Origin of the sequence: Azoarcus olearius (assembly GCF_001682385.1) — a bacterium.
Classification (GTDB): Bacteria; Pseudomonadota; Gammaproteobacteria; order Burkholderiales; family Rhodocyclaceae; genus Azoarcus; species Azoarcus olearius.
Window position 1 is genome coordinate 190,349 of sequence record NZ_CP016210.1, and the last position, 22,638, is coordinate 212,986.

The following is a 22,638-nucleotide window of genomic DNA, read 5'->3' on the forward strand; positions in this document are numbered from 1 at the left end:
AATGCAACTCAACCCCTCTGAAATCAGTGATCTGATTAAGAGCCGGATTCAGAACCTGCAGCTCGCCGCCACGTCGCGCAACGAGGGTACGGTGGTTTCCGTCACCGACGGTATCACCCGCATCCACGGCCTCACCGACGTCATGCAGGGCGAAATGCTGGAGTTCCCCGGCAACACCTTCGGCCTCGCACTCAACCTCGAGCGTGATTCCGTCGGCGCGGTCGTGCTCGGCGAATACGAGCACATCACCGAAGGCGACACCGTCAAGGCCACCGGCCGCATTCTCGAAGTGCCCGTCGGCCCCGAGCTGATCGGCCGCGTCGTCAATGCGCTGGGTCAGCCGATCGACGGCAAGGGCCCGATCAATGCCAAGCTCACCGACAAGATCGAAAAGGTCGCGCCGGGCGTCATCGCCCGCCAGTCCGTTTCGCAGCCGGTGCAGACCGGTCTGAAGTCGGTCGACTCCATGGTGCCGATCGGCCGTGGCCAGCGCGAGCTGATCATCGGCGACCGCCAGACCGGCAAGACGGCCGTCGCGGTTGATGCCATCATCAACCAGAAAGGCCAGAACATGTTCTGCGTCTACGTTGCGATCGGCCAGAAGGCTTCGACCATCGCCAACGTCGTGCGCAAGCTGGAAGAAAACGGCGCGATGGAATACACCATCGTCGTCGCCGCAACCGCTTCCGAATCCGCCGCCATGCAGTACCTGTCGGCGTACGCCGGCTGCACCATGGGCGAGTACTTCCGCGACCGTGGTCAAGACGCGCTGATCGTCTATGACGATCTGACCAAGCAAGCCTGGGCCTACCGTCAGGTCTCCCTGCTGCTGCGCCGTCCGCCGGGCCGCGAAGCCTACCCGGGCGACGTGTTCTACCTGCACTCCCGCCTGCTCGAGCGCGCCGCCCGCGTGAACGCCGACTACGTCGAGAAGTTCACCAACGGCGAAGTCAAGGGCAAGACCGGTTCGCTGACCGCCCTGCCGGTCATCGAAACCCAGGCCGGCGACGTGTCCGCGTTCGTGCCGACCAACGTGATCTCGATTACCGACGGTCAGATCTTCCTGGAAACCGACCTCTTCAACGCTGGTATCCGTCCCGCGATCAACGCCGGTATCTCGGTGTCCCGCGTCGGTGGTGCCGCGCAGACCAAGGTCGTCAAGAAGCTCTCCGGCGGTATCCGTACCGACCTCGCGCAGTACCGCGAACTCGCCGCGTTCGCCCAGTTCGCCTCCGACCTGGACGATGCAACCCGCAAGCAGCTCGAGCGCGGCCGCCGCGTTACCGAACTGATGAAGCAGCCGCAATACGCGCCGCTGTCGGTCGCCGAAATGGCCATCACCCTGTACGCGGTGAACAACGGCTACTTCGACGACGTCGAAGTGGCTCGCGTGCTGGCCTTCGAATCCGGTCTGCAGCAGTTCGTCAAGGCCAAGGCGCCTGAACTCGTCGCCAAGATCACCGACACCAAGGAACTCGACGCCGACGGCGAGAAGACCCTGGTTGCCGCGATCGCCGAGTTCAAGAAGAGCTGGGCCTAAGGCCGCGGACGGAGACGGAATATGGCTAGCGGTAAGGAAATCCGTACCAAGATCAAGAGCGTGCAAAACACGCGAAAGATCACCAAGGCCATGGAAATGGTGGCCGCGTCCAAAATGCGCAAGGCGCAGGACCGGATGCGTGCTGCCCGCCCCTACGCCGACAAGATCCGCCGACTCGCCGCGAACCTGTCCCAGGCCAACGTCACCGACTACAAGCACCCCTTCCTGGTCCGCAAGGACCAGGTCAAGCGGGTGGGCCTGATCCTGGTCACGACCGACAAGGGTCTGTGTGGTGGCTTGAACACCAACGTTCAGCGCGTCGCAGTCAATGCGATGAAGGAATGGGAGGCCGCCGGGGCCACCGAGATCCGCGCCTGCTGCATCGGCAACAAGGGTTTCGGCTTCATGCAGCGCATCGGTGCCAAAGTGGTATCGCATGTGACGCAACTCGGCGACACCCCGCACCTCGAAAAGCTGATCGGCCCGGTCAAGGTGATGCTCGACGCGTTCCAGAACGGTGAGCTCGACGCGGTTTACGTCGCCTACACGCGCTTCATCAACACCATGAAGCAGGAACCGCAGCTGGAGCAGCTGCTTCCGCTCACCGGTGAAAAGCTCGGTACCCCGGACAACTCCTGGGACTACCTCTACGAGCCGGATCCGCAGGTGGTGATCGACGAGCTGCTGGTGCGTTACGTCGAGGCGCTGGTCTATCAGGCCGTAGCCGAGAACATGGCTTCCGAACAGAGCGCGCGCATGGTGGCAATGAAGGCCGCATCCGACAATGCCAAGAACGTGATTGGCGAACTGCAGCTGGTCTACAACAAGACCCGCCAGGCCGCGATCACCAAGGAGCTGTCGGAAATCGTCGGTGGCGCCGCCGCGGTCTAACGGATTATTGATTAAGGAAAGACGATGAGTAACGGTACTATCGTTCAGTGCATCGGCGCGGTGGTGGACATCCAGTTCCCGCGCGATTCGATGCCCAAGGTGTATGACGCCCTGAAGCTTGAGGACGCCGCCGACTCCTTCGCCGAAGCTGGCCTGACCTTCGAGGTCCAGCAGCAACTCGGCGACGGCGTGGTGCGTACGATTGCGCTGGGTTCCTCCGACGGCCTGCGCCGCGGCATGAAGGTGTCCAACACCGGCAAGCCGATCTCGGTGCCTGTCGGCCACGGCACGCTGGGCCGCATCATGGACGTGCTCGGCCGCCCGATCGACGAAGCGGGTCCGGTTGAAACCGACGAGCTGCGCGCGATCCACCAGAAGGCGCCGAAGTTCGACGAGCTGTCCCCGTCCGTGGAACTGCTCGAAACCGGCATCAAGGTTATTGACCTGATCTGCCCGTTCGCGAAGGGCGGCAAGGTCGGCCTGTTCGGCGGCGCCGGTGTGGGCAAGACCGTGAACATGATGGAGCTGATCAACAACATCGCCAAGCAGCACTCGGGCTTGTCGGTGTTCGCTGGCGTGGGCGAGCGTACCCGTGAGGGCAACGACTTCTACCACGAAATGAAGGACTCCAACGTTCTCGACAAGGTCGCGATGGTGTTCGGTCAGATGAACGAACCCCCGGGCAACCGTCTGCGCGTCGCGCTGACCGGTCTGACCATGGCGGAGCGTTTCCGCGACGAAGGCCGCGACATCCTGTTCTTCGTGGATAACATCTACCGCTACACCCTGGCCGGTACCGAAGTGTCCGCGCTGCTGGGTCGTATGCCTTCCGCGGTGGGTTACCAGCCGACGCTGGCCGAAGAAATGGGCCGTCTGCAGGAACGCATCACCTCGACCAAGGTGGGCTCGATCACCTCGATCCAGGCCGTGTATGTGCCGGCGGATGACTTGACCGACCCGTCGCCTGCCACCACCTTCCTGCACCTCGACTCCACCGTCGTGCTGTCGCGTGACATCGCTGCGCTGGGTATCTACCCCGCCGTCGATCCGCTCGACTCCACCAGCCGCCAGCTCGATCCGCTGGTCGTCGGTGAAGAGCACTACTCGGTCGCTCGCGCCGTGCAGCAGACCCTGCAGAAGTACAAGGAACTGCGTGACATCATCGCGATTCTGGGTATGGACGAACTGTCGCCGGACGACAAGCTCGCCGTGGCCCGTGCGCGTAAAATCCAGCGCTTCCTGTCGCAGCCCTTCCACGTTGCCGAAGTGTTCACCGGTTCGCCGGGCAAGTACGTTTCGCTGAAGGACACCATCGCCGGCTTCAAGGCGATCGTGAACGGCGAATACGACCACCTGCCGGAACAGGCCTTCTACATGGTCGGCGGCATCGAGGAAGTGCTCGAGAAGGCGAAGAAGCTGCAGTAATCCGCCATGCCCGCGCCGGTTCCGGCCGGCGCGGCTTTGAAAAGGACATACCATGGCAATGACGGTTCATGTCGATATCGTCAGCGCGGAAGAGCAGATCTTCTCCGGCCTGGCGGAATTCGTTGCGCTGCCGGGCGAAGCCGGCGAACTCGGCATTCTGCCGGGCCACATGCCGCTGATGACCCGGATCAAGCCGGGCGCCGTGCGCGTGAAGGTGCAGAACCAGGCCGAAGAAGAGGTCGTGTTCGTGGCCGGCGGCCTGCTCGAAGTGCAACCGGGCTTGGTGACCGTTCTCGCCGACACCGCGATCCGCGGCAAGGACCTGGACGAAGCCAAGGCGCTGGAAGCCAAGCGCAAGGCTGAGGAAGCCCTGGCAAACCAGAGTTCGCAGCTCGACTACGCGAAGGCGCAGGCCGAACTGGCCGAAGCGATCGCGCAGATCGCCGCGATCCAGCGTCTGAAGAAGGGTATTCACTAAGCGGCATCGACGCGAAGTGAAAAGGACAAGGGCAACCGCAGGGTTGCCCTTGTTTTTTTCGCCGCCGGATTAACCGCCGAGCTTGGTGATGCGCTTGTCCAGACGACCGAGTTGGTCACGGATGTCTACGATCTCGGCGGTAAATCCGCCGAGCGCGGGACGGCCCAGCAGCAGCCGCTCCTCAGCCGTCAGGAATTCCGCGACGTTGGCGGCGGCGTTGGCCGCCGCGCGCTGTTGCCCGGCGACCAGCGCCCGGGCTGTCGTGACGGCGCGATGGGCGAGGATGTCGCCGACCACGCGGGACAGGTCTTCCTCAGCGTCCCAGCGCAGATTGCGGAAGACAAAGCCGAGCGCATCGGCGAATTCGGCGTTGCCTTCGAGGTGAACGCGCTGCATCACGCCTGCCGGGCCACGTGCAACCAGATCCGGCAGCAACTCCGTTGCGGCGAAGCGCAGCCGCACGTCGGGCTGCTCGCCCTCGTGCGCCCACTGCGCCAGATAGCCGTCGTTTGCGACTGAAAAGCCGACGTGTACCGGAGCCAGGTCCAGGTGAGCGGTACGGCCGGCGTGAGGGACAAGGCGCGTCCGCGCCCAGCCGGACTGAGCCAGCAGGTGATTGATGGTGGCCAGGACGGCTTGTTCGATCATCGGCGGAAGGCGCAGCAACGGGCGTGGCGCAAGGGCGAGCCGCTCAGGTCTTGTAGCCGCGGTGCAGTGCGACCACGCCGGCGCTCAGGTTGAAGTAATCGACCCGGGCGAGGCCGGCCTGCTCCATCATGTCCCGCAACTCATCCTGGCCCGGATGCATGCGGATCGATTCCGCGAGGTAGCGGTAGCTGTCTGCGTCCTTGGCCACCTTGTCGCCCATCCACGGCAGGAGCTTGAACGAGTAAAGGTCGTAGAGCGGCGCGAGCGGCTTCCATACCTTGGAGAACTCCAGCACCAGCAGCCGCCCGCCGGGCCGCAGCACGCGGCGCATCTCGGTCAGCGCGACGTCCTTGTGAGTCATGTTGCGCAGCCCGAAAGCGACGGTGACACAGTCGAACCAGTCGTCCGGGAACGGAAGCCGTTCGGCGTTGCATTGCGCCACCGGCAGCGCGAAACCGTGGTCCAGCACGCGGTCGCGCCCCCGGCTCAACATGGCGTGGTTGATGTCGGTAAGCCAGACCTGGCCGGTCGGACCGACCTTGCGCGCAAACGCCAGCGACAGGTCTGCGGTGCCTCCGGCCACGTCGAGCACCCGGTCACCGCTGCGCACGCCCGAGACCTGGATCGTGAACGCCTTCCACAGTCTGTGCAGACCGAAGGACATCAGATCGTTCATCACGTCGTAGCGCGACGCGACCGAGGAAAAGACTTCGGCGACGCGGCGCTGCTTCTGATTTTCGGCGACGGTCTCGAAGCCGAAGTGGGTGGTCTTGTCGTTCATCGGCGATTCAGTGGTGATGTCCGCAGCCGGACTTGGGTGCGGCGGGCGGGACGGCGCCGGCTTCGCGGCTGCCGCCGGCTGCGGCGAGGCGGTCGAGATACTGTTGCCACAGCTCGTCGTGCTGCAGCCCGAGTTCGTAAAGATAGTCCCAGGAGTACAGTCCGCTGTCGTGGCCGTCGGAAAACACCGGCTTGATCGCGTAGTTGCCGACCGGTTCGAGGCCGGTGATGTCGACATCGCGCTTGCCCTGCTGAAGCGTTTCCTGGCCGGGGCCGTGACCGCGCACCTCGGCCGAGGGCGAGTACACGCGCAGAAACTCGAACGGCAGCCGGAAGCTGCGTCCATCCTCGAAGCCGATCTCGAGCACGCGCGATTGACGGTGCAGCGTGATGTCGGTGGGAAGCGGGGTATCCTTGTCGAGTCCGGCCATGGCAGCAGCCTCCTGAAGAGGGGCAACCATCATACCCGAATCGTCTGCCGCCACGCCCCGCCGACCGGACCTGTTGCAGCGCGATGACGTGTCATCAAACTTTCAAAGTACTGACATACATTCGTTCGCGGTCAATCGGAGCGAAAAAAATGCCTGCCAACATTCTTCTGGTCGAGGACGAGCCGGCCATCCAGGAACTGATAGCCGCCAACCTCAGCCGCGCCGGCCACCATGTGGTGCGTGCGGCTGATGCGGAGGCCGCCCAGCGCCTCGTGCGCGACGCCTTGCCGGACCTCGTGCTGCTGGACTGGATGCTGCCTGGCATGTCGGGTATCGACTTCGCGCGCCGCCTGCGCGCGGAGGAACGCACCCGCGAGATTCCGATCATCATGCTCACCGCCCGCGGCGAGGAGCAGGACAAGGTCGCCGGCCTCGAGACCGGTGCGGACGACTACATCACCAAGCCGTTCAGCCCGCGCGAACTCGTGGCACGGATCAAGGCGGTGCTGCGCCGCCGGGCTCCCCAGGCGACCGAGGATGCGGTCGAACTCGGCGGCCTGCGCCTTGATCCCGCCACTCATCGCGTCACCGCGGGTGAGCGGGCGTTGTCGCTCGGGCCCACCGAATTCCGCCTGCTGCACTTCCTGATGACGCACGCCGAACGGGTCCATTCGCGCGCCCAACTGCTCGACCAGGTGTGGGGCGACCACGTCTTCGTCGAGGAGCGCACGGTCGATGTCCACATCCGCCGCCTGCGCTGCGCGCTCGAGCCGTCCGCCCACGACGCGCTGATCCAGACGGTCCGCGGCAGCGGCTACCGTTTCTCGGCCCAGGTAGACGTCACCTCGGCGACACGCTGAGCCGTCGTCAGCATTCTTCGGAGTTCACGCCATCCGTTCCACCACCTACATCTGGACCGGCGCGCTGTCCCTGCTGCTCGCGCTGCTGGCCGTGGCCGGACTCGCCGCGCTTGTCGGCGGCAGCCTCGCGGCCCTGCTGGCTGCGCTCGTGGGGCTGCTGGCGGCCGGCTGGTACCACCTCGTCAACCTGTACCGGCTCGTGCAATGGACGCGCGAACCCGTCGGCACCCCGCTGCCACGCGCCGCCGGAACCTGGGGCAAGGTATTCGCCGACATGAGCCGGCGCTCGCGTCTTGCCTACGACATGCGCGAGCGGCTGGCGGCAACGCTGGATCGCTTTCGCGACGCCAGTCAGGCAATGCCGGACGGGGTGATGTACCTCGCCGAAAGCGACACGATCGAATGGATGAACCTGAAGGCCGAGCAGCATTTCGGACTCGACCACACGCGCGACATCGGCGCGCCGGTGACCAATCTGGTCCGCCAGCCGGCCTTCGTGCAGTACCTGCATGGCGGGCATTACGAAGAGTCGCTCGTGCTGCCCTCGACCCGCCCGGGCGGACTCACGCTGCAGGTCCAGGTGATTCCGTTCGGCGATGGTCAGAAGATGGTGCTGTCGCGTGACATTTCGCAGCTGGAGCGGCTGGAAACCATGCGGCAGGACTTCGTCGCCAATGTGTCGCACGAGTTGCGGACGCCACTGACGGTTGTCGGCGGCTTTCTCGAGACCCTGATCGACGGCGCGGGCGATTTCGAGCCGGACGACGTGCAACGCTACCTCCGGCTCGCGCTCGAACAGTCGAACCGGATGCGTCACCTGATCGAGGACTTGCTGACGCTGTCCGCGCTCGAGACCGGCGCGCCGGCACCTGCCGAAGAAAGGGTCGCGGTGGCGATGCTGGTCCGCGACGTCTATGCCGAGGCCGAGGCGCTGTCGTCCGGGCGTCATCAGCTCAGCCTGGTGCTCGACACCGACGCGGTGCTGCTGGGTAGCCACAAGGAACTGCGCAGCGCATTCGCCAACCTCTGCAGCAACGCCGTGCGCTACACGCCGGACGGGGGCAGGATCGAAGTCGGCTGGCGGCAGGACGACGCCGGTGGCGAATTCTGGGTGCGCGACGACGGCATCGGCATCGATGCCCAGCACATTCCGCGTCTGACCGAACGCTTCTACCGCGTCGACCGCGGCCGCTCACGCGAAACCGGTGGTACCGGGCTGGGGCTGGCCATCGTCAAGCACATCCTCACGCGCCACCAGGCCGAACTGCACGTGGTGAGCACTCCTGGCGCCGGTAGCCGCTTCAGCGTGCGTTTTCCGCGCGCGCGGCTTACGCAACCGAAGGTGGCAGCGCTTCGAAGCTGACCTGATCGAAGTTCGCCCCGCGCAGCACCAGTTGTTCGAGCCGGACCTGGCTGGACTTGCCCTCGACGTGGATTTCGATGACCGCGCTCGGGTGGTACCAGCGGCTGGGCAGCACCAGCGACGGGCCGGTTTTCAGCGCCGGGGTCGCGGGAAGCAGAAAAGCCTGATGGAACGGTGAGCGCCCGCTGTGCAGGGACACCGGACGGGCGGCCACCAGGGACGGCACACCGGGCAGGACGTGCACGCCCGCTTCGAGCAGACCGTCGGCGCGATACATCAACCAGCTGACGTGGCCGAGCAGGAAGCGATCGCCGTCCTGCGGGCGCACGCCGACCAGCTGATGGTGTTCCAGTCTTTCCGCCCGCGGTCGCTGCTGCAGCCGGAAGCCACCCACGGACTGATCGAGGATCTCCCACTGCTCGCAGACGAAGCCGAGCTGCTCGGCCTCGTGCTGGCGCAACGCCTCGCGCCGGGCAGGATCGTCGGCCTGCGGCGCGCGCTCGCCGAACGTCAGCAAGTTCATGTCGCTGTTCAGGCTGGACGCGACGCCATAGGTGCGCGGCTGGGTGAAAACCTTGCCGTCGACGTGAAACCCGATGGCGAGCCAGTCGCCGGTCAGTTCGACCTGGCCGCGGCTGCCACGGCGAGGAAAGCGGCGCCCGGCCGAGGCCAGCCCCCAGGGGCGGTACAGCGAGAGCAACAGGCGGTTGCCCGCTTCCACGGTGCAATCTTCGCCCAGCCCGAGCGACGCCGGCTTCAGGCCCTGCTTGAACTGCGCCAGCACCGCGCGAATCTGGCCGGCTAGCGTGCTGCCGTCGAAGCGGCGCAGGCGCGGCGAGGCCGGCAGCAGGCCGAGGGGGCGAAGACCGTGGTCGGCGCCGAGGTCCACGCCGTAGAGGGTGGGTTTCTGGCTCTCCGGCGTCCCCAGCGCGCAGTAGGGCGCGAAGCGCTGTGCCCAGCGGCATATCCAGGCCAGCTCACGCTCGGTGCGTCCAAACGGATTGGCGAGGTCCACCAGCAGGACCGCGACATAGGCTTCGAGCGTGCTTTGCGCCTTCCACACCTCGTTGAGCGAATCCGCCACCCTGATCTGGGCGAGATCGGCCTCTTCGGCGGCCGCGAAGCATTCGTGCGCCTCTGCCCATTGCCCCGCCGGTACTGCGCGATGGGCGCGGAAATACTCGACGACGCCCTGACCTGCGTAATGCATGCGACGCTGGAAGAGCAGCGCGCGCTGGTCGTCCAGCGTACCGTCGCGCGCGTCGTGCCGCACGATGCGGGCGTACGAGCGTGCCAGGTTGCGCCATAGGGTCACCACCCGCAGCAGGATCTCGTTCTCGAGGCTGTCCGGCGGCAGCGGCTGCGCGGTGTAGCGACGGGACATCTCCGCCTGCACGCGCGCAATCATCGGTCGTGCCGCCTCGAGCACCTCGAGGTGCTGGTTGGGCGGCGGCAGTGCGTCGAGCATGCCGAACACGACCGTCGACAGGGCCGCGTGGGTTTCGTCGACGTTGGAGGCATGCAGGCGGTGCAGCAGGTTGAGGCATTCGGCCGCGTTGCGATAATCCATGGAGGCTCCGATCGTGGCGGGGTGGAGCGTCAGCGCGCGTCGAGGGCGGCCTGGACTGCACGCGCAAGCACAGCGGTGTCCGGGCCGGGGTGGGCCACGCCCTCGCGCTGGGCCGGCCCCCACACGGATTCGGGGAAGTGGCGGTCGTCGGCAAAGCGCGGGATCACATGCCAGTGCAGGTGGGGCACCATGTTGCCGAAGCTGGCCAGGTTGATCTTGGCCGGTTGCATCAGCTGCCGCAGCGCCGCTTCGGTGGCGAAGACCACGTCCATCAGGTGGCGCCGGTCGGCGGCCGCCAGGTCGGTCATCTCGGCCACATGGTCGCGCCACACCACGCGACAGAATCCTGGATGGGCGGCATCGTCGACGCGGATCACGCTACAGCGTTCATCCTGCCAGACGAGCTTGGCACGGTCGATCTGGCACAGCGGGCAATCCACTTGCATGGCGGGCAAACCTGGCCGGAGGGGATGCCAACTTTAACGCGCCGGCATCGGCGTGGATAAGGAAAATTTACGCACTTCGGATGGGGGTGGCGCAGGGCGGGGCGGCCACCGTGGGCAGCATCCCGAGTTCGTCGGGCACGCCGTGGCGGAACGACATCAGGGTGCCGGACGGCATCCGGTGCCAGGTCTCGTTGTCGGTCAGCGGAATGGTCGCAATCACCGCCACCCGGTCGTTGGGCGTGGTGACCTCGCTGAAGTCCACCGCCAGGTCTTCGTCCGCCAGATGGGCCAGCGCAAACGGCGCTTGTCGCAGCACGTAGGCGAGGCGCGAGGAGCAATGGGCAAACAGGCGCTCGCCGTCCGACAGCAGGAAGTTGAATTCGCCGTGGCGGCCGATCGCGGTTGCCAGTTCGGCCAGGCAGGCGTGCAGCGCGGGCGCCGGCGGCGGGCGGTCGCCGAAACGGCGGGCGAGTTCGTCGAGGATGTGGCAGAACGCGGTTTCGGAGTCGGTGCCGCCGACCGGCTGAAAGCGGCCGGACAAGGCCGGCGCGTAGTTCAGCAGGTTGCCGTTATGGGCGAATATCCAGTAGCGCCCCCACAGCTCGCGCTGGAACGGGTGGGTGTTTTCAAGCCGGATCTCGCCCTGGGTCGCCTTGCGGATGTGGGCGATGACGTTGAGCGAGCGGATCGGGTATTGCCGCACCAGCTCGGCGACGGCGGAGTCGGCGCTGGCGCAGGGATCGAGGAACAGGCGCACGCCCTTGCCTTCGAAGAACGCGATGCCCCAGCCGTCACGGTGGTGGTCGGTCAGGCCGCCGCGGGCGCGAAAGCCGGTGAAGGAAAAGCAGATGTCGGTGGGCACATTGCAGTTCATGCCCAGCAGCTGGCACATGGCGGGCTCCGGCGGCGAACGGGAGTTCGATTATAGGCGCCGGGCTGGCTGCCGCCGTGTCCCTCAGCGGCGCTGCATGCCCTTCATCATCGCGTCGAGATCGATGCCGCCGACGCCCTGGCGCACGATGTCGCCGGGTTTCTGGCCGGGCTGGCATTCGCCCAGCCAGCGCGAATCCTGCCGCATCGTCATGCTGGCCATGCCTTGCAGCGGCGGGTTGTAGGTGCTGTACAGCTCACCGCTGTAGCGGGTGGTGAAGTCGCCGGTGAAGCTGCCGCGCAGGTTGGCGAGGCTGCCTTCGATGCGGCACACCGCGCTGAAGGTGCTGCGTTCGCCTTCGCGGCGCCAGGTCTGCTGCTCGCAGCCGCCCTGCTTGCCGCCGCGCTGGTACAGGATGTCGTCGGTGTTGGGGCCGACGCACATCTGCAGCATCTGGGTGAGGCCGCCGAGTTCCACCAGCGTGGTCTTCATTTCCCACAGGCCGGGCTTGCGGCGCGGCATGTCGGCCGGCGGCTCGGCCAGGGTGGGTGCGGCGACGAGCGCGGCGAGCGCGCCGGCGAGGATGGAAAGTCGGCGTTGCATGGGACGGCTCCGGTGCACAAGCCGGCAGGATAAGCAGTGCGGCCAGGCAAGGAAACCGCGCCGGGGTAAGCGCAGGTTTCGGCCGCCAGCGCTCAGCCGGCCAGCTTCTTCTTCAGCAGTTCGTTGACCTGGGCCGGGCTGGCCTTGCCCTTGCTCGCCTTCATGACCTGGCCGACCAGGGCGTTGAAGGCCTTGTCCTTGCCGGCGCGGAATTCCTCGACCGACTTCTGGTTGGCGGCGAGCACTTCGTCGATCATCGCTTCGATCGCGCCGCTGTCGGTGACCTGCTTGAGGCCCTGCTTGTCGATGATTTCGTCAGCACTGACGCCTTCGCCGTTCCACAACGCCTCGAACACCTTCTTGGCGATCGCGTTGGAGATGGTGTTGTCGGCGATGCGCGCCACCAGGCCGGCGAGCTGGGCTGGCGATACCGGCGACACGGCGATGTCGAGTTCGGCCTTGTTGAGGCGCGCGGCGAGGTCGCCCATCACCCAGTTGGCGCAGGGCTTGGCGAGCGCGGCGCCGGCGGCGTCCACGGTGGCCTGGTAATACGTGGCGACTTCCTTGGACGCGGTGAGCGTGGTGGCGTCGTAGGCGGAGAGGCCGAGCTGCTCGATGAAGCGGGCCTTCATCGCTTCCGGCAGTTCCGGCATCTCGCCCTGCACCCGCGCCTTCCATTCCGGCGAAATCACCAGCGGCAGCAGGTCCGGGTCGGGGAAGTAGCGGTAGTCGTGGGCGTCTTCCTTGGAGCGCATCATGCGCGTCTCGCCGGTGTCCGGATCGAACAGCACGGTGGCCTGCTGGATGGTGCCGCCGTCCTCGATGGTGTCGATCTGCCACTGCACCTCGTAGTCGATCGCCTGCTGCAGGAAGCGGAAGGAGTTGAGGTTCTTGATCTCGCGCCGGGTGCCGAACTGCTCTGCGCCCTTTTTGCGCACCGAGACGTTGGCGTCGCAGCGGAACGAGCCTTCCTGCATGTTGCCGTCGCAGATGTCGATCCAGCGCACCAGCGCATGCAGCGTGCGGGCGTAGGCCACGGCTTCCGCCGACGAGCGCATGTCGGGTTCGGAGACGATCTCGAGCAGCGGCGTGCCGGCGCGGTTGAGGTCGATGCCGCTCATGCCGTGGAAGTCTTCGTGCAGGCTCTTGCCGGCGTCTTCTTCCAGATGGGCGCGGGTCAGGTTCACCGTCTTCTCGTAGGCGTTCTCACCTTCGCCGACGCGGATGGTGATGGTGCCGCCCTGCACCACCGGCAGCTCGAACTGGCTGATCTGGTAACCCTTGGGGAGGTCGGGGTAGAAGTAGTTCTTGCGCGCGAACACGCTGGTCGGCGCCACCGTGGCGCCGATCGCGAGGCCGAAGCGGATCGCGCGTTCGACCGCGCCGCGGTTGAGCACCGGCAGCACGCCCGGCAGCGCGATATCGACCGCGCTCGCCTGGACGTTGGGTTCCGCGCCGAAGGCGGTGCTGGCGCCGGAGAAAATCTTCGACGCGGTGTTGAGCTGGGCATGGACCTCCAGCCCGATGACGACTTCCCAATCCGATCTGCTCATGTTCGTTTCCGTTGTTTCAGGCGGTGCACGGCCAGGGTCGGGCCGGCACGTTGCGCGTCAATTGCATTGTCCGCTCGGGCGGTCCACCAGGATGGGCCACACGTACTCGAAAGTGCCCTTGCTGCAGCGGTTGGCGCACTGGGTGAAGGCGACCGTGACCTGGTCGCCCTGTTCCCACATGCGCACCGTGCAACCGTCGCGGGCCCGCAGTTCCACATGGGTTTCGGCCGGCACCTGGCGGAAGTCCGCCAGATCGAAATGGCAGCTGCCGCGGCGTGGCACCTCGACATTGGCGGCGAAGCCGCGCACCTGCGACGCGCTGACGTCGAGCCGGGTGGAGGCCGCGTAGCCGGCTTCGTCGCGGAAGGTGCAGTCGGCCTGCACCGTGAGCGGCCGGATCGGCATCGGCTTCAGGCGGCCGCGGGCGGCTGTCGGCGCTTCTTCCATCTCTTCGGCTTCCTGCCGGGTGGCCGGCTCGGTTCCGGCCGGGGGCGTCGCGCAGGCCGCCAGCCACAGCGCTAACCCGGCTGCGGCGATGCGGCCGGCGAGGCGGAGGGCGAAGCGGGCCATGGGCGTTACTCGGGGCGCTGCAGATGCCAGTCGCTTGCCTGCTGGTACTGGTGTGCAGTGGCCAGCAGGCGGCTTTCGCCGAAGTAGTTGCCGATCAGCTGCAGGCCCACCGGCAGGCGCCCGGCGCCGAAACCGCAGGGGTGGGACAGGCCGGGCAAGCCGGCGAGGTTGACCGCGATCGTGTAGATGTCCGACAGGTACATCTGCACCGGGTCGTCCGCCTTCTCGCCAATCGCCCACGCCGTGGTCGGGCTGGTGGGGCCGGCAATGACGTCGCACTGCGCGAAGGCGGCCTGGAAGTCCTGCGCGATCAGGCGGCGCAGCTTCTGCGCCTGCAGGTAGTAGGCGTCGTAGTAGCCGTGCGACAGCACATAGGTACCGACCAGGATGCGGCGCTTGACCTCGGCGCCGAAGCCTTCCGCGCGGCTCTTGCAGTACATGTCGTTGAGGTCGCCGTATTCCGCGGCGCGGTGGCCGTAGCGCACGCCGTCGAAACGGGACAGGTTGCTCGACGCCTCGGCCGGCGCGATCACGTAGTAGGCGGGCACGGCCAGTTTGGCGTTGGGCAGGCTGACCTCGACGGTGACGGCGCCGAGCGCGCGGTACTGGTCGAGCGCGGCGTCCACCGCTGCGCGCACGTCGTCCGCCATGCCTTCGGCGAAGAACTCGCGCGGCAGGCCAATGCGCAGGCCGGCGAGCGGCTTGCCGCCGGCGGTGGGCGCGAGTGCGGCCGCGTAGTCCTCGGCCGGGCGGTCGAGGCAGGTGGAGTCGCGCGGATCGAAGCCGGCCATGGCCGTGAGCAGCAGCGCGCAGTCTTCCGCCGAAGCGCCGAAGGCGCCGCCCTGATCGAGCGAGGAGGCGTAGGCGATCATGCCGTAGCGGCTGACGACGCCGTAGGTGGGCTTGATGCCGGTGACGCCGGTGTGCGAGGCGGGCTGGCGCACCGAGCCGCCGGTGTCGGAGCCGGTGGCAAGCGGCACCAGGCGGGCGGCCACCGCGGCCGCCGAGCCGCCCGACGAGCCGCCGGGAATGCGGGTGGTGTCCCACGGATTGCGCACCGCGCCGTAGTGCGAGGACTCGTTCGACGAGCCCATCGCGAACTCGTCCATGTTGGTCTTGCCCAGGCTGACGGCGCCGGCGTCCTTCAGCCGGCTGACGACGTGGGCGTCATAGGGGCTGACGAAGTCGGCCAGCATCTTCGAGCCACAGGTGGTCAGCACGCCTTCGGTGCAGAACAGGTCCTTGTGCGCGAGCGGGATGCCGGTGAGCGGACCGGCAGTGCCGGCGGCGATGCGGGCGTCGGCCGCGCGCGCGGCGGCGAGCGCGCCTTCGCGGTCGATCGTGATGAAGGCGTTGAGGGCCGGATTGCGTTCCGCGATGCGGTCGAGGAAGAGCGTGGCCAGCTCGACGCTGGAAACCTGCCGGGTGTCGAGCGCGCGGCGCAGCTCGGAAACGGAAGCGTTGATCATGGGCGGGAAGCGTGTGGGCGCGGCCGGCAGCACAGGGGTGCCGGCCGCGGGTTCATTCGATGACCTTGGGCACCAGATACAGGCCGGCCTCGGTCTGCGGGGCGACGGACTGGAAGGCGCTGCGGCGGTCGGTTTCGGTGACCACGTCGTCGCGCAGGCGGGTGGCCAGCTCCTGCGGATGGCTCATCGGCTCGACCCCGGCGGTGTCGACCGCCTGCATCTGCTCGATCAGGCCGAAAATGCCGTCGAGCTTGGCGCGAACGGCGTCGATTTCACCCTCGGAAATCGCCAGGCGGGCGAGGCGGGCAATGCGGCCCACCTGTTCATTGGACAACGACATGGGGAAACAAAACCTGCTGAATCGACAAAGGTTTGTAGGTTATCATATCCGCCTTTGGCCTGGCTCCGGGCCCGCCCCTCCGCGGCGCTTCTTCCCCACCGGTTTCGGAATCCCTCATGTTTGGTTTTCTGCGCTCTTATTTTTCCAACGATCTCGCCATCGACCTTGGCACTGCGAACACGCTGATCTACGTGCGCGGCAAGGGCATCGTGCTCGACGAACCCTCCGTGGTCGCCATCCGCACCGAGGGCGGTCCCAACGCCAAGCGCACCATCCAGGCGGTGGGCCACGCGGCCAAGCAGATGCTTGGCAAGACCCCGGGCAACATCACCGCGATTCGCCCGATGAAGGACGGTGTCATCGCCGATTTCGTCGTCACCGAGCAGATGATCAAGCAGTTCATCAAGAAGGTGCACGATTCCCGCCTGCTGTCGCCCAGCCCGCGCATCATCATCTGCGTGCCCTGCGGCTCCACCCAGGTCGAACGCCGCGCGATCCGTGACGCGGCCCTCGCCGCAGGCGCCTCGCAGGTGTATCTGATCGAGGAACCGATGGCCGCGGCGATCGGCGCCGGCCTGCCGGTGTCGGATGCCACCGGCTCCATGGTGGTCGACATCGGCGGGGGCACCACCGAAGTCGGCGTGATCTCGCTCGGCGGCATGGTCTATGCCGGCAGCGTGCGCGTCGGCGGCGACAAGTTCGACGATGCCATCGTCAATTACATCCGCCGCAACTACGGCATGCTGATCGGCGACACCACCGCCGAGAACATCAAGAAGAACATCGGCTCGGCCTTCCCCGGCTCCGAAGTGCGCGAAATGGAAGTCAAGGGCCGCAACCTGGCCGAAGGCATCCCGCGCAGCTTCACCATCTCGTCCAACGAAATCCTGGAAGCGCTCACCGAACCGCTCAACCAGATCGTCTCCGCGGTCAAGATCGCGCTGGAACAGACCCCGCCCGAACTCGGCGCCGACATCGCCGACCGCGGCATGGTGCTAACCGGCGGCGGTGCGCTGCTGCGCGACCTCGACCGCCTGCTGATGGAGGAGACCGGCCTGCCGGTGATCGTGGCCGAGGAGCCGCTGACCTGCGTGGCGCGCGGCTGCGGCCTGGCGCTCGACAAGATGGACAAGCTCGGCTCCATCTTCACGTCGGACTGATCCGCGCAGTCACGGCGTTTTTCCTGCTGATCCGGAAATCCCAGGATGTCCCTCGCCGGCCATCAGCCGCCTCCTATTTTCCGGCGCGGCCTCGCACCGCTGGCGCGCCTGTTCCTGCTCGTCTCGGTCTGCCTGGCGATGCTGGTGGCCGACCTGCGCTTCCGCTACCTGGAGGTCTTCCGCCAGGGGCTGTCGGTGGTGACCTACCCGCTGCAGATGGCCGCGGCGACGCCGGCCGATTTCGTGCGCAACGCCTCGCGCTATTTCGCCACGCTGATCGAGGTCCAGCTCGAAAACGCCGACCTGCGCCGCCAGCAGCTCGGCGCGGCCGAACGGCTGCTGCGCTACGAGCAGCTCGAGCAGGAATACAAGCAGCTGCGCGGTCTGATGCAGATGGCCGAGCGGGTGCAGGTAAAGAGTGTCGCCGCCGAAATCCTCTATAACGCGCCCGATCCCTTCGCGCGCAAGGTCATCCTCGACCGCGGCGCGCAGCAGGGGGTCGAGGCCGGCCTGGCGGTGGTCGATTCCGACGGCGTCATCGGCCAGGTGACGCGCGTCTATCCGATCCAGTCCGAAGTCACGCTGCTGACCGACCGCAACCAGGCGATCCCGGTGCGCGTGCTGCGCAACGGCTTGCGCGGGGTGCTGTTCGGTACCGGCCAGGGACGCATCGAGCTGAGGTTCGTGATCGCGGGCGCCGATATCCAGGTGGGCGACATGCTGGTCACCTCGGGGCTGGACGGCGTGTTCCTGCCCGGTTTGCCGGTGGCCGAAGTGCTGTCGGTCGACCGCGAGGCGGAGGCCTTTGCGCGCATCGTCTGCAAGCCGGTGGCGGGCGTCGAGCGCAGCAGCCAGGTGCTGGTGCTGGGCCGCGCCGAACCTCCGCCGCCCATTCCGGTCGATCCTGCGCCGGCGCCGCCGGCCGAAGGGCGGCGGGCCCGCCGTGGCGATGGAGGACACTGACCCATGCAGCCGACAAATCGTTCGAGTCGCATCCTGCTGCCGGTCCGGCTCGGCTTCATCTATTTCAGCCTGATGGTCGCGCTCGCGCTCGCTTACGTCCCCACGGGCCGGTTTCCGGGCGTGCCCGACTGGGTGGCGCTGGTGCTGGCCTTCTGGTGCATCCGCGAACCGCTGCGCATCGGCATGGGCGCGGGTTTCCTGTTCGGCGTGCTCGTCGATATCGGTCAGGGGGCGGCGATGGGGCAGCATGCGCTCGCCTACGTCGTGCTTGCCTATCTGGCCACCGGCCTGGCGCGCCGGGTGATGTGGTTTCCGCCGCTGCTGCAGGCGCTGCATGTGTTGCCGATGCTGCTGGCGTCGCAGATGCTGATGGTGGCGGTGCGGCTGATCGCGGGGGCCGAGTTCCCCGGCTGGGCGTATTTCCTGTCGAGTTTCACTGCCGTCGCGCTGTGGGTGCCGCTGAACTACCTGCTGCTGCTGCCGCAATACCAGCCGGTCGACCGGGACGACAACCGGCCGATCTGATCCGCGCCCATGACCGAGTTTCGCACCCCGGCCCAGGAAAAATCGCGCTTCCGCAACCGTGTGGTGGTGGCAGCGCTGTTCATCCTCGCCTGCTTCGCGCTGCTGGCGATGCGCTTCTACTACCTGCAGGTGACGCGGCACGCGTATTTCCACACCCGCGCCGAGGACAACCGCATCGCACTGCTGCCGGTCGTGCCCAACCGCGGCACCATCACCGACCGCAACGGCGTCGTGCTGGCGCGCAACTATGCCGCCTACACGCTCGAGATCACACCGTCCAAAGCGGGCGACCTGGAGGCGACGATCGACGGCCTCGCCGAAGTCGTCACCATCGAGCCGCGCGACCGCCGCCGGTTCCGCAAGGTGCTGGAGGAAAGCCGCAACTTCGAGAGCGTGCCGATTCGCACCCGGCTGACCGACGAGGAGGTGGCGCGCTTTACCGCGCAGCGTTACCGCTTCCCCGGCGTGGAGGTCCAGGCGCGGCTGTTCCGCGACTATCCCGAGGGCGAGGTCGCGTCGCACGTGATCGGCTACATCGGCCGCATCAACGATCGCGACGTGGAGCGCATCGAGGAGCGCGGCCAGACTGCCAACTACCGCGGCTCCGAGTACATCGGCAAGGCCGGGCTGGAGCAGTCCTACGAGGCCGAACTCCACGGCCAGACCGGTTTCGAGCAGGTGGAAGTGAACGCCGGCGGGCGCGCCGTGCGGCGGCTGTCGCGCACCGCGGCGATGGTCGGCAACAACCTCGAGCTGACGCTGGACATCGAACTGCAGAAGATCGCCGAAAACGCGTTCGGCAACCGGCGCGGCGCGCTGGTCGCGATCGAGCCCGGCACCGGTGGCGTGCTCGCGCTGGTGTCCAAGCCCACCTTCGATCCCAACCTGTTCGTCGAGGGCATCTCCGCGCAGGACTGGAAGCAGCTCAACGATTCGCCCGACCACCCGCTGCTCAACCGCGCCATCTTCAGCGCCTACCCGCCCGGCTCCACCTTCAAGCCCTTCATGGCGCTCGGCGCGCTGACCACCGGCAAGCGCACGCCGGGCTACGTGATGGCCGATCCGGGCTACTTCGTGTCGGGCGGCCACCGCTTCATGGACGACAAGGTCGGCGGCCACGGCATGGTGGATCTGCACAAGTCCATCGTCGTGTCCTGCAACACCTTCTACTACCAGCTGGCCAACGACATGGGCATCGACGGCATCGCCGACTTCATGCGTCCGCTCGGCTTCGGCTCGCGCACCGGCATCGACGTGCCGGGCGAGGCGGAAGGCGTGCTGCCGTCGCCGGCCTGGAAGAAGAAGCGCTTCCGTCGTCCCGAGCAGCAGCGCTGGTTCGGTGGCGAGACGATTTCGGTCGGCATCGGCCAGGGCTACAACGCCTACACCCCGCTCCAGCTTGCCAACGCACTGGCCACCGTCGTGAGCGACGGCAAGGTGTTCCGCCCCCACCTCGTCCGGCACGTGGTCGACGCGCGCGACAACCGCCGCGTAATCGAGCCGGAGCCGCTGCGCCAGCTCAACTTCAAGCCGGAGCACCTCGCGCTCGTGCGGCGCGCGATGGTGGACGTCAACAAGAGCGGCACCGGGGCACGCGCGTTCGCCGGCGCGCCCTACGAGGTCGGCGGCAAGACCGGCACCGCGCAGGTGTTCTCGTTGAAGGGCGCCAAGTACGTCGAGGGGCGCGTCAGCGAGCGCCTGCGCGACCACTCCTGGTTCATCGCTTACGCGCCGGCCGACAACCCCAAGATCGCGCTCGCGGTACTGGTCGAAAACGGCGGCTTCGGCGCCCAGTCGGCGGCCCCGATCGCACGCCAGGTGATCGACTACCACCTGCTCGGCAAGCGGCCCAACCAGCCCGCCGGCGAGGATGCGGATGCACCGGAGAGCACCGAATGAGCGATCACCGCTTCAATCCGCTGCTGTTGCTGCGCGCGGTGCTGCGTCCGATCGACCCGGTGCTGATGCTGGTGCTGATGATGTTGCTCGGCTACGCCTTTGTGCTGATGGCGAGCGCGTCGCCAGACCGGCTGGACTCGCAACTGGTCAACACCACCGTGGCGCTGCTGGCGATGTGGGTGGCGGCCTGGCTGCCCAGCCAGCGCTTGCTGAGTTTCGCGCTGCCCTTGTATGCGCTGGGCGTGGTACTGCTGGTCGCGGTCGAACTGTTCGGCGAGGTCTCGAAGGGCGCGCAGCGCTGGCTGCACGTCGGCGTGACCCGCATCCAGCCCTCGGAGCTGATGAAGATCGCGATGCCGCTGATGCTGGCGTGGTACTTCCAGCAGCGCGAGGCCAAGATCGGCCTGCGCGAGTTCATCGTCGCCGGCCTGCTGCTGGTGGTGCCGGTAGGCCTGATCCTGATCCAGCCCGATCTGGGCACCAGCCTGCTGGTGACCGCCGCGGGCTTCTACGTGATTTTCTTCGCCGGCCTGTCGTGGAAGCTGATCGTCCCGGTCGGCCTCGTCGGCATCATAGGCATCGGCTCCATCGTCGCCTTCGGCGACACCCTGTGCCAGCCCGACGTCGATTGGTTCGGCCTGCGCGAATACCAGAAGCAGCGGGTATGCACCCTGCTCGATCCCACGCGCGACCCGCTGGGCAAGGGCTTCCACATCATCCAGTCCACGATCGCGATCGGCTCCGGCGGCGTGGTCGGCAAAGGCTGGATGGACGGCACCCAGACCCACCTCGCCTTCCTGCCCGAGCGGCATACCGATTTCATCTTCGCGGTGCTCGCCGAGGAGTTCGGCCTGGTCGGCACGCTGGTGCTGCTCGTCACCTATCTGGCCTTGCTCGCGCGCAGCTTCCAGATCGCCACGCAGGCGCCGACGCTGGCGACCAAGCTGCTGGGCGGGGCGATGGCGATGATCTTCTTCACCTATGCGTTCGTGAACATGGGCATGGTCAGCGGAATCCTGCCGGTGGTGGGTGTGCCCTTGCCATTCATCAGCTATGGTGGGACGGCACTGGTCACCTTGTGCCTCGGGGTGGGTATCCTGATGGGCATCCGCCGTGGCCGTCCCGCGTCCTGATCTGCCTGCCGTCATGATGATGAAGTCCGTCCTCGCCGCCTTCACCCTCCGTGCCCGCCCGCTGACGCTCGTGGTGGCGAGCTGTTGCGCCGCCTGGTTGGCGGGCTGCAGCACCGCGCCGGTGCAGGAGTCGAGCACATCGGGCGCCCGTCCGTCCCCGCCTCCGCCGGTGGCCTCTCCCGCGCCGGCACCCGCCAAGCGCGGTGGCGCTTACTACAAGGACGACGGCCCCGGTGACAACCCGCCGGACAACCTCGACGCGGTGCCGGACGCCCAGCCGCGGCTCGAACCGCTGCACCGCTTCGCCAACCGCCCGTACAACGTCTTTGGCCAGGACTATGTCCCCGCCACCCGCCTCGCCCCGTTCCGCGAACGCGGCCTCGCCAGCTGGTACGGCCGCCGCTTCCATGGCGGGAACACCTCGAGCGGCGAGCCCTACGACATGTACGCGATGACGGCCGCCCATCCCACGCTGCCGATCCCGAGCTATGCGCGCGTCACCAACGTCGCCACCGGGCGGTCGGTAGTGGTGCGCATCAACGACCGCGGTCCCTTCCACAAGGGCCGCATCATGGACCTCTCCTATACCGCGGCCTACCGTCTTGGCTATGTGAACGGCGGCAGCGCCGAGGTCGAGGTGGAGCAGATCCTGCCCGACGAAGTGCCGATGGAGGCGATGTCGCCCCCGGTGCCACCGCTGCCCGGTCGCAGGGTGCCGCCGGCGCTGGCAGCCGCAGCGCCGGACCCCGCGCCCGCCACCGCCGCACCCGCCACCGCCGCACCCGCCACCGCTGCACCCGCGTCGCCATCGGCCGGCGCGGGTGCCTTCTTCCTGCAGCTCGGCGCGTTCGCCTCGCGCGACAACGCGGAAGGCTTCCGCGCCACCGTCCAGCGTGACCTCGCTGCGTTCGCACAGCGGGTCGATCTGCTCGCCGAGGGCGGACGGTTCCGCCTGCACGCCGGCCCCTACGCCAGCGAGAACGAGGCCCGGGTCGCGGCCGAGCGCATTGCCGCCACGCTCAAGCTCAAACCCTTCGTCGTGGCGCGTTGATAAGGACGCGGGGCCAAGGATGAAACAAACCCTGTCCCCGCCGGTCTGTGCCCTGGGCTGCGTCCTATA

General features: G+C 67.1%; 23 protein-coding genes. 12 read left to right on the forward strand and 11 right to left on the reverse strand.

Features of this window, described 5'->3' with window-relative positions:
* Window position 1 precedes the first annotated feature (1 nt).
* From atpA to dqs_RS00850, 4 genes are read left to right on the forward strand one after another with little or no spacing between them, the layout of a single operon-like run.
* On the forward strand, window positions 2–1,540 hold the full coding sequence (gene atpA, locus dqs_RS00835) for a F0F1 ATP synthase subunit alpha (RefSeq protein WP_011763893.1): 1,539 nt from the start codon (window positions 2–4) through the stop codon (window positions 1,538–1,540).
* A gap of 21 nt (window positions 1,541–1,561) precedes the next feature.
* Window positions 1,562–2,431, forward strand: coding sequence for a F0F1 ATP synthase subunit gamma (atpG, locus tag dqs_RS00840; RefSeq protein WP_011763894.1), 870 nt, complete (start codon window positions 1,562–1,564; stop codon window positions 2,429–2,431).
* A 24-nt stretch (window positions 2,432–2,455) separates the two neighbouring features.
* A complete protein-coding gene (gene atpD / locus dqs_RS00845; RefSeq protein WP_011763895.1) occupies window positions 2,456–3,856 on the forward strand; it encodes a F0F1 ATP synthase subunit beta in 1,401 nt (466 codons plus the stop codon).
* Window positions 3,857–3,908: 52 nt separating this feature from the next.
* Window positions 3,909–4,334, forward strand: a complete 426-nt coding sequence (locus dqs_RS00850; protein ID WP_011763896.1) for a F0F1 ATP synthase subunit epsilon — start codon at window positions 3,909–3,911, stop codon at window positions 4,332–4,334.
* Window positions 4,335–4,403: 69 nt separating this feature from the next.
* Here dqs_RS00850 and dqs_RS00855 read toward each other — a convergent pair whose 3' ends face one another.
* From dqs_RS00855 to dqs_RS00865, 3 genes are read right to left on the reverse strand one after another with little or no spacing between them, the layout of a single operon-like run.
* Entirely contained in the window at window positions 4,404–4,982 is a 579-nt protein-coding gene (locus dqs_RS00855) for a ubiquinone biosynthesis accessory factor UbiJ (protein WP_065341582.1), read from the reverse strand.
* A gap of 43 nt (window positions 4,983–5,025) precedes the next feature.
* Window positions 5,026–5,763: a bifunctional demethylmenaquinone methyltransferase/2-methoxy-6-polyprenyl-1,4-benzoquinol methylase UbiE gene (gene ubiE, locus dqs_RS00860; RefSeq protein ID WP_065339398.1), complete on the reverse strand. Its 738-nt coding sequence runs from the start codon at window positions 5,761–5,763 to the stop codon at window positions 5,026–5,028.
* Window positions 5,764–5,770: 7 nt separating this feature from the next.
* Complete coding sequence (locus dqs_RS00865) at window positions 5,771–6,193, reverse strand: gamma-butyrobetaine hydroxylase family protein (protein WP_011763899.1); 423 nt, start codon at window positions 6,191–6,193, stop codon at window positions 5,771–5,773.
* Between the two features lie 149 nt (window positions 6,194–6,342).
* Between dqs_RS00865 and phoB the strand changes: the two genes are divergently transcribed.
* Together phoB and phoR are read left to right on the forward strand one after the other, a co-directional pair.
* The gene (gene phoB, locus dqs_RS00870; protein WP_011763900.1) at window positions 6,343–7,053 is read left to right on the forward strand and encodes a phosphate regulon transcriptional regulator PhoB; all 711 of its coding nucleotides are present in this window, start codon (window positions 6,343–6,345) and stop codon (window positions 7,051–7,053) included.
* A gap of 91 nt (window positions 7,054–7,144) precedes the next feature.
* Window positions 7,145–8,416 (forward strand): phosphate regulon sensor histidine kinase PhoR, encoded by a 1,272-nt coding sequence (gene phoR / locus dqs_RS00875; RefSeq protein WP_236778716.1) that lies wholly within the window; start codon window positions 7,145–7,147, stop codon window positions 8,414–8,416.
* Here phoR and dqs_RS00880 read toward each other — a convergent pair.
* The 8 genes from dqs_RS00880 to gatC all read right to left on the reverse strand — a co-directional run bounded on the left by dqs_RS00880 (window position 8,382) and on the right by gatC (window position 15,838).
* A complete protein-coding gene (locus tag dqs_RS00880; RefSeq protein WP_011763902.1) occupies window positions 8,382–9,986 on the reverse strand; it encodes a hypothetical protein in 1,605 nt (534 codons plus the stop codon). The two genes, phoR and dqs_RS00880, sit on opposite strands and share 35 nt — an antisense overlap.
* A 29-nt stretch (window positions 9,987–10,015) precedes the next feature.
* A complete protein-coding gene (locus dqs_RS00885; RefSeq protein WP_041642988.1) occupies window positions 10,016–10,426 on the reverse strand; it encodes an HIT family protein in 411 nt (136 codons plus the stop codon).
* A 73-nt stretch (window positions 10,427–10,499) separates the two neighbouring features.
* A complete protein-coding gene (locus dqs_RS00890; protein WP_011763904.1) occupies window positions 10,500–11,324 on the reverse strand; it encodes a class II glutamine amidotransferase in 825 nt (274 codons plus the stop codon).
* Window positions 11,325–11,387: 63 nt separating this feature from the next.
* Window positions 11,388–11,906 carry a DUF3617 domain-containing protein gene (locus dqs_RS00895; protein WP_065339400.1) on the reverse strand — a complete coding sequence of 173 codons (519 nt, stop codon included), beginning with the start codon at window positions 11,904–11,906 and terminating at the stop codon, window positions 11,388–11,390.
* Between the two features lie 92 nt (window positions 11,907–11,998).
* Window positions 11,999–13,459, reverse strand: a complete 1,461-nt coding sequence (gatB, locus tag dqs_RS00900; RefSeq protein ID WP_065339401.1) for an Asp-tRNA(Asn)/Glu-tRNA(Gln) amidotransferase subunit GatB — start codon at window positions 13,457–13,459, stop codon at window positions 11,999–12,001.
* A 57-nt stretch (window positions 13,460–13,516) separates the two neighbouring features.
* A complete protein-coding gene (locus dqs_RS00905; protein ID WP_065339402.1) occupies window positions 13,517–14,029 on the reverse strand; it encodes a hypothetical protein in 513 nt (170 codons plus the stop codon).
* Between the two features lie 5 nt (window positions 14,030–14,034).
* Window positions 14,035–15,498, reverse strand: a complete 1,464-nt coding sequence (gatA, locus tag dqs_RS00910) for an Asp-tRNA(Asn)/Glu-tRNA(Gln) amidotransferase subunit GatA (protein WP_011763908.1) — start codon at window positions 15,496–15,498, stop codon at window positions 14,035–14,037.
* A 52-nt stretch (window positions 15,499–15,550) separates the two neighbouring features.
* Window positions 15,551–15,838 (reverse strand): Asp-tRNA(Asn)/Glu-tRNA(Gln) amidotransferase subunit GatC, encoded by a 288-nt coding sequence (gatC, locus tag dqs_RS00915; RefSeq protein ID WP_011763909.1) that lies wholly within the window; start codon window positions 15,836–15,838, stop codon window positions 15,551–15,553.
* Window positions 15,839–15,954: 116 nt separating this feature from the next.
* On the opposite strand from gatC, the gene dqs_RS00920 reads away from it, so the two are divergent.
* The 6 genes from dqs_RS00920 to dqs_RS00945 are packed head-to-tail and all read left to right on the forward strand — an operon-like array spanning window position 15,955 to window position 22,569.
* Window positions 15,955–16,998 carry a rod shape-determining protein gene (locus tag dqs_RS00920; RefSeq protein WP_011763910.1) on the forward strand — a complete coding sequence of 348 codons (1,044 nt, stop codon included), beginning with the start codon at window positions 15,955–15,957 and terminating at the stop codon, window positions 16,996–16,998.
* A 45-nt stretch (window positions 16,999–17,043) separates the two neighbouring features.
* Window positions 17,044–17,961, forward strand: a complete 918-nt coding sequence (gene mreC, locus dqs_RS00925) for a rod shape-determining protein MreC (protein WP_011763911.1) — start codon at window positions 17,044–17,046, stop codon at window positions 17,959–17,961.
* A gap of 3 nt (window positions 17,962–17,964) precedes the next feature.
* Window positions 17,965–18,486 (forward strand): rod shape-determining protein MreD, encoded by a 522-nt coding sequence (gene mreD / locus dqs_RS00930; RefSeq protein WP_011763912.1) that lies wholly within the window; start codon window positions 17,965–17,967, stop codon window positions 18,484–18,486.
* 9 nt (window positions 18,487–18,495) lie between these two features.
* The gene (gene mrdA / locus dqs_RS00935; RefSeq protein ID WP_065339403.1) at window positions 18,496–20,385 is read left to right on the forward strand and encodes a penicillin-binding protein 2; all 1,890 of its coding nucleotides are present in this window, start codon (window positions 18,496–18,498) and stop codon (window positions 20,383–20,385) included.
* Window positions 20,382–21,518, forward strand: a complete 1,137-nt coding sequence (rodA, locus tag dqs_RS00940; RefSeq protein ID WP_011763914.1) for a rod shape-determining protein RodA — start codon at window positions 20,382–20,384, stop codon at window positions 21,516–21,518. Before mrdA ends, rodA begins: the two co-directional genes overlap by 4 nt.
* 13 nt (window positions 21,519–21,531) lie before the next feature.
* Complete coding sequence (locus tag dqs_RS00945) at window positions 21,532–22,569, forward strand: septal ring lytic transglycosylase RlpA family protein (protein WP_236778717.1); 1,038 nt, start codon at window positions 21,532–21,534, stop codon at window positions 22,567–22,569.
* Window positions 22,570–22,638 lie beyond the last annotated feature (69 nt).

Bases quoted from the DNA above. Each gene is read 5' to 3' on its own strand.
- atpA (WP_011763893.1), top strand. From the start codon at position 2: ATGCAACTCAACCCCTCTGAAATCAGTGATCTGATTAAGAGCCGGATT.
- atpG (WP_011763894.1), top strand. From the start codon at position 1,562: ATGGCTAGCGGTAAGGAAATCCGTACCAAGATCAAGAGCGTGCAAAAC.
- atpD (WP_011763895.1), top strand. From the start codon at position 2,456: ATGAGTAACGGTACTATCGTTCAGTGCATCGGCGCGGTGGTGGACATC.
- dqs_RS00850 (WP_011763896.1), top strand. From the start codon at position 3,909: ATGGCAATGACGGTTCATGTCGATATCGTCAGCGCGGAAGAGCAGATC.
- dqs_RS00855 (WP_065341582.1), bottom strand. From the start codon at position 4,982: ATGATCGAACAAGCCGTCCTGGCCACCATCAATCACCTGCTGGCTCAG.
- ubiE (WP_065339398.1), bottom strand. From the start codon at position 5,763: ATGAACGACAAGACCACCCACTTCGGCTTCGAGACCGTCGCCGAAAAT.
- dqs_RS00865 (WP_011763899.1), bottom strand. From the start codon at position 6,193: ATGGCCGGACTCGACAAGGATACCCCGCTTCCCACCGACATCACGCTG.
- phoB (WP_011763900.1), top strand. From the start codon at position 6,343: ATGCCTGCCAACATTCTTCTGGTCGAGGACGAGCCGGCCATCCAGGAA.
- dqs_RS00880 (WP_011763902.1), bottom strand. From the start codon at position 9,986: ATGGATTATCGCAACGCGGCCGAATGCCTCAACCTGCTGCACCGCCTG.
- dqs_RS00890 (WP_011763904.1), bottom strand. From the start codon at position 11,324: ATGTGCCAGCTGCTGGGCATGAACTGCAATGTGCCCACCGACATCTGC.
- dqs_RS00895 (WP_065339400.1), bottom strand. From the start codon at position 11,906: ATGCAACGCCGACTTTCCATCCTCGCCGGCGCGCTCGCCGCGCTCGTC.
- gatB (WP_065339401.1), bottom strand. From the start codon at position 13,459: ATGAGCAGATCGGATTGGGAAGTCGTCATCGGGCTGGAGGTCCATGCC.
- dqs_RS00905 (WP_065339402.1), bottom strand. From the start codon at position 14,029: ATGGCCCGCTTCGCCCTCCGCCTCGCCGGCCGCATCGCCGCAGCCGGG.
- gatA (WP_011763908.1), bottom strand. From the start codon at position 15,498: ATGATCAACGCTTCCGTTTCCGAGCTGCGCCGCGCGCTCGACACCCGG.
- gatC (WP_011763909.1), bottom strand. From the start codon at position 15,838: ATGTCGTTGTCCAATGAACAGGTGGGCCGCATTGCCCGCCTCGCCCGC.
- dqs_RS00920 (WP_011763910.1), top strand. From the start codon at position 15,955: ATGTTTGGTTTTCTGCGCTCTTATTTTTCCAACGATCTCGCCATCGAC.
- mreC (WP_011763911.1), top strand. From the start codon at position 17,044: ATGTCCCTCGCCGGCCATCAGCCGCCTCCTATTTTCCGGCGCGGCCTC.
- mreD (WP_011763912.1), top strand. From the start codon at position 17,965: ATGCAGCCGACAAATCGTTCGAGTCGCATCCTGCTGCCGGTCCGGCTC.
- mrdA (WP_065339403.1), top strand. From the start codon at position 18,496: ATGACCGAGTTTCGCACCCCGGCCCAGGAAAAATCGCGCTTCCGCAAC.
- rodA (WP_011763914.1), top strand. From the start codon at position 20,382: ATGAGCGATCACCGCTTCAATCCGCTGCTGTTGCTGCGCGCGGTGCTG.
- dqs_RS00945 (WP_236778717.1), top strand. From the start codon at position 21,532: ATGATGATGAAGTCCGTCCTCGCCGCCTTCACCCTCCGTGCCCGCCCG.